General features: G+C 48.0%; 2 protein-coding genes. Both read left to right on the top strand.

What is annotated here, in order from left to right:
• Positions 1 to 308 precede the first annotated feature (308 nt).
• Complete coding sequence (gene traD / locus H5300_RS25810; protein WP_182797271.1) at positions 309 to 2,348, top strand: type IV conjugative transfer system coupling protein TraD; 2,040 nt, start codon at positions 309 to 311, stop codon at positions 2,346 to 2,348.
• Positions 2,349 to 2,535: 187 nt separating this feature from the next.
• On the top strand, positions 2,536 to 3,930 hold a 1,395-nt coding region (gene mobF / locus H5300_RS25805; protein WP_182797270.1), incomplete at its 3' end, for a MobF family relaxase.

Genomic DNA, 3,930 nt, shown 5'->3' with positions numbered 1-3,930 from the left:
CAAAGGTAATTTTGTTACTGGGTGCTTAACGGTGCCTTTGTGGAGGCTTGAGCCGTATGCAGTGAAAGTTGCACGTACGGTTCTGAGGAGGGAGGCACCTGGTAACAGGTGCCGCCTATCCGACAAAAACGTTTTGAAACTGGTCAATCTTAATGCGAGCACCAAACAATTCTGTCGACCCTTAGCCTTGGCACTCGTAATACACCTCCTTTGTAACCTGTCACCTTATTCCTGATTTCATTCTACCGAACAAAAGCGCCTCACTCAGTGTGGGCGCTTTTTTGTTTTCCTTCACAAGGAGTTTTTCTATGTCTACGACTCGTGGTGGTCAAATCACTTTCCATAACATTCGAATGTGGTGGCAAGTGAACGTAACCACAATCAAGTACCTCAATATCTTCGCGGCCTTGCTCGGGCTTATCACTACTTACCTCCTCACCTCGGCCAGCACATTAACCGGTGCCTACTACTACAGTCTATTTTGGCTATTCAACAAATTAGGTTTTAGCCTAAAGCGCAACGTAGTGGTCGAATGGGAAGATCAACGCTACAGCAGCACCCTTGGCCAACAACTGCAAAACCCCATCTTGTCACAGTGCTACCAAGAATTGCTGCAAGCCCTGTTCATTGGCCTACTGGTCTCTGTGGCCACTTCCACCGTGCTGTTTGTGATTATCAACCACTGGTTTAAGAGAAAAGGGCGAGAGCAAAGCGAAGATAACCACATTCGCGGCTTTCAATTGGCTGAGCCTAAAGCCGTCACCGCAGAGCTGAAAAAGAAGAAAAAACTCTCTCCTTTTGCACTCGATGGTCACAAGCTTTTTGTTGATAGGTTTGAGGTCAAGCACTTAATGATTGACGGCACCACAGGCGCAGGTAAATCCGTTGCGATTCGCAAGTTATTGCGCTGGATACGGGCGCGAGGCGATAAAGCCATCATCTACGATAAAGGCTGCGATTTTGTCAGTAAATTCTATGACCCTCATAAAGACGTGATTTTAAATCCCTTCGATGAGCGTTGCGCTGCATGGGATATTTGGAGTGATGCCAAAGAAGCCCCTGACTTTGAATCGCTCGCGGCCGCGCTTATTCCGCAACACGGCGAAGGCGACCCGTTTTGGGTGGATTCCGCACGAACCATTTTCGCAGCAACCACCTATCAAATGATGATCGATGACAAACACAAATGTACCATTGAAAATTTGCTGCACATTATCTTAACGTCGGAGCTTTCCACGCTAGGTGAACACTTAAAAGACACCGAAGCTAGCTCCCTCGTCTCGAAAAGTATCGAGAAGACAGCTATCTCCATCAAATCGGTACTAGCGACTTACATTAAGTCATTACGTTACTTACATGGTTTGGATGAAAAAGACGCACAAGGCCACCATAAACGGGCGCCATTTTCGATCACAGATTGGGTGCAAGATGAATCCCAGCACGGATTTTTATTCCTATCGAGTAACGCAAGACAACACACCGCACTCAGACCACTGATCTCGATGTGGCTTGCGATTGCCTCCAACGCCATTCTAGGAATGGAGCCCGATGACGACCGCCGAATTTGGGTGATCATCGATGAAATGCCTACGTTACATAAACTGCCTGAACTCACGCACATTATTTCTGAAGTGCGTAAATTTGGAGGATGTTATTTACTGGGTTTGCAATCTTACGCTCAATTAGAAACCACTTACGGGCGCAACGCGGCGAGAGTCATTTTTGATTTGCTCAACACGCGCTTTTTCTTCCGCGCCCCTTCAAAAGCGATGGCCACCATTTCCTCGGATGATCTTGGTGAGCAAGAAATCGATATCTCACGAGAAAATATTTCTTACGGGGCGAACGCACTGCGTGACGGTGTCTCACTTGGCCACCAAAACAAAACGCGTCCTGTGGTTTCTCCTGCCCAAATCCAAGGTTTGGATGATTTAGAGTGTTACTTACGCACCCCTAACTCCATGCTCATCACTAAGCTGCAACTGAAGTACGACCGCATGAGCAATCTCCAACCCTCCTTCATCAAACGCAACCTACCAGGCGGGAAAGCAATGGAGAGTATCGACCAAGCCTTGATTTTTCATGAGTTAATTGCTTTGCATGAACTCGATGAAACCCAAAGAAACCGATTACTCGCCATTCAGCAAAGTACCTATGAAAACGAAGAAGAGCAGCAGCAAACCAGAACCCATCAAAAACAAACCCTTGCCAAAGCACCGAAAAAGGAAAACCCGACCAATAACGCTGCCCAAAACCAACAGCTCGCTGAAAACACACAAAATGCACTACAGCGAGAAACCGAAGAGGCGTCCATGACACAAGCAGAAACGGGCGAGATGTACGATTAACCACACGAAATGAAACATCAAGGAACATTTAGAGACCGAACACAATCTTACCCTCCCCTGTAAAAACCCTTTACCACCCTTTCATTCACATCAACGCCGTCCGCTAACCCATTCGTACCACACCCAACTCACCGGCATTCCGCTGACGTGGCGGCTTTGCTGCGCCCCAAAAAAAGGAGAACACCTTATGATGTCCATTAGCCCTCTTAAATCTGCCTCTGGCGCCGCCAAGTATTACTTAAACGAAGAAAACACCCAAGAGACCCCTGACATTTCTCTCGAAAAAGACAGCAACGACAACTACTACCTCAAAGAAAACAGTACCAATGAAAACACCTTTTGGCATGGTCAGTTAGCCGAAGAAGCAGGCCTACTCGGTAAACCGGTTGACCAAAAAACGTTAGAGTCCGTTTTATCTGGACACCTAGGCCATGAAACCATCAAAGGCAAACGCGACGATCATAAATCGGGGTTTGACCTAACCTTTTCTGCGCCAAAATCGGTCAGTGTACTTGCTCTCGTCGGGGGTGACACACGTTTAATCGATGCGCATAACACGGCGGTCAAATTCGTGCTCTCGCAATTAGAAAAAGACGTAGCACAAGCCACGCACATCAATGACGAAGGCGCTCGTGAGTTCATCAATACCGAATCCATGGCCTTTGCGGTCGTGCGCCATAAAACCAGTCGTGAAAACGACCCACAACTCCATTCCCACGCTTTGACGGCAAACATGACGCGCGACCAAGAAGGGCAACTGCGTACACTCGCCTCTTCTCTCAAACAAAAAGGCGGCGTCATCAATGGAACAGGCGAGCGCATTTACCACTTCCAAAAGTACTACACCGCTCTTTACCAGAGTCAGCTTGCCAAAGAGAGCGAACAAATGGGTTATCAAATGCAAGGATTGGGTAACGGCCAATTTGAAGCCAAAGGCCTCCCTCAAATCCTCCTTGATACGTTTTCTACTCGCAAACAACAGCTCGACCAACAAGCCTTAGATTTTGGGGGGACGCAAGCGGCAAAAGATGTAGCCGCACTCGATACTCGCAAAGCCAAAACCTACGAAAGTGAGGCCGAGCTCAATACTCGCTGGCAACAAACGGTGTGCAACAAAGGCTATCAGCCCAAAGACTTGGTTAAAAACGCCCTCGGCATCGCTCAACAAGAGCATCACCCTGAACAAATCGCTAAAGACGCGTTTAGTCGCGCCGTTGAACACTTGGGGCAATACAACACGGCACTAAAACTGCAAAAGATCATAGAATTAGCCGCGGCCGAGTTTACCAAGGGCGGCGTACAAGCCAATGCAATCGACCTTAAAGTGGTCGCAGACCAATGGGTGAAAGACGGGGCGCTTCTCCCCCTTTCCATGAAAGGTCAATACACCACTCAAACCATGCTGAAAACCGAACAAGCGTTAATGGCGGCCAGCAAAGGGCGTACGCACCATATGCGTACTCCCGTCAATGACGCTACGTTAGATAAACTGACCCTCACTCAAGGCAACTGCCAAAAGGTGGCGGACATTTACCAGTCCACCAAACAGTTTCATGTGGTCAATGTGTTTGGCAACAGTGAG

Source organism: Vibrio sp. SG41-7 (assembly GCF_014164465.1).
Classification (GTDB): Bacteria; Pseudomonadota; Gammaproteobacteria; order Enterobacterales; family Vibrionaceae; genus Vibrio; species Vibrio splendidus.
Note: the sequence above shows the minus strand (reverse complement) of the source record. Positions and strands in the feature narration are given on the sequence as shown.